Origin of the sequence: Parazoarcus communis SWub3 = DSM 12120 (assembly GCF_003226565.1) — a bacterium.
GTDB lineage: Bacteria > Pseudomonadota > Gammaproteobacteria > Burkholderiales > Rhodocyclaceae > Parazoarcus > Parazoarcus communis.
On sequence record NZ_QKOE01000069.1, the window covers coordinates 1 to 1,193 of the forward strand.

The 1,193-nt window shown below is 62.3% G+C and carries 3 protein-coding genes; all 3 read right to left on the reverse strand.

Features of this window, described 5'->3' with window-relative positions:
• On the reverse strand, window positions 1-421 hold a 421-nt coding region (locus DNK49_RS23020), incomplete at its 3' end, for an RHS repeat domain-containing protein (RefSeq protein ID WP_165843430.1).
• Window positions 422-511: 90 nt separating this feature from the next.
• Window positions 512-751, reverse strand: a complete 240-nt coding sequence (locus DNK49_RS23025) for a hypothetical protein (protein WP_110530403.1) — start codon at window positions 749-751, stop codon at window positions 512-514.
• Window positions 752-753: 2 nt separating this feature from the next.
• A partial coding sequence (locus tag DNK49_RS24510; RefSeq protein ID WP_207807102.1) for a hypothetical protein occupies window positions 754-1,193 on the reverse strand: 440 nt, incomplete at its 5' end.

The window sequence follows — 1,193 nt, forward strand, 5'->3', positions numbered from 1 at the left end:
GACGGGTGCGGTTGCCCGCTGCGTCGTACTGGTAGGCGAGCGTCTTGCCGCCGGCGGTGGTGCTGGTCAGGCGCCCGGCCGCATCCCACACGTAGGCCACGGTGTGGCTGTTGTCGGCGTACCTGGCCTGGGTACGACGGCCCAGCAGGTCGTAGGCGAAGGCGACGTTGTCCGCGGCCGTGGGGTAGCTGCGGCTGGTCAGGCGGTGCAGGTTGTCGTAGGCGAAGGTGACCGTCTCGCCGCTGCGCTTCCTGTGGCTCGTGAGGCTGCCGACGGCGTTGTAGCCGTACTGCTCGTAGTCGGTGGTCGATGAGGTGCCAACCGTGGTGGGGTGCGGGTAGCGCAGCTTCACCCGGCGGTCGTGGCCGTCGTACTCGTAGGTGGTGCGGTTGCCCTTGGCGTCGGTCAGCGTGACCGGCAGGCCGTTGGCGCTGTAGGTGGTGGTGGTGCAGTCAGACGCACCACGGTCAAGTCACTTCCCCAATCCGTGGTGCGTCTCCTATTTTTCGAACTACAACAGCCGCTTCAGAGCTTTCTCCAGCTGACGCCTCACCTGCTGCTCGCCATACAGGAAATCGCCTCCACCAGGACGATACGATGCGAGCATGAGCACGGTGTCCTGCATCAGGTCGTCATCAGGAAACGCTTCGTCAAGAGCGACCTCAATTGCATTCGCGCTAGCAATGGAAACATCTTCGCCGTTGATGAACTTAGCAAGAAGCTCGGCGAGGGAAGTGTTTTCTGAGCCCATGATCATTTCCGAAGCCTGGGGTTGATGACAGTGATCACACGATTGCCTGTCGCCGCATCGATAACCACTTGCGGAGCCCCCGGCATGTTTTTGTTCTGGATAGTCAACGTATCCCCCAAGGGATGAGGCGACATCTTTCGGATGTTCGTGGCACCATCGAGTACCTGGTCAACCTGAGCGGCCGACATGGGCGCCCTTCCGGCAGGCGGCGTAGCCATGCGTTCTGCTGCGTGTTCTGTCAGCACACGCCCACCCGGCGTCTGCTGCAGTACGGGCGGCCCCTTCAGGAGAAGTGGTGCTTCCTTTGCGACAACGCTCTCAACCGCCGGCAACGCCGCCCGCGTTGAAGCCATGTACGCCTGGCTACCGCCCAGTGTCAGCGCGAACAATGCAACCTCGCCTGCGTATGTTACGCCATTGACCGCCGCTGCACCGTAGTTGC

Bases quoted from the DNA above. Each gene is read 5' to 3' on its own strand.
- DNK49_RS23025 (WP_110530403.1), bottom strand. From the start codon at position 751: ATGGGCTCAGAAAACACTTCCCTCGCCGAGCTTCTTGCTAAGTTCATC.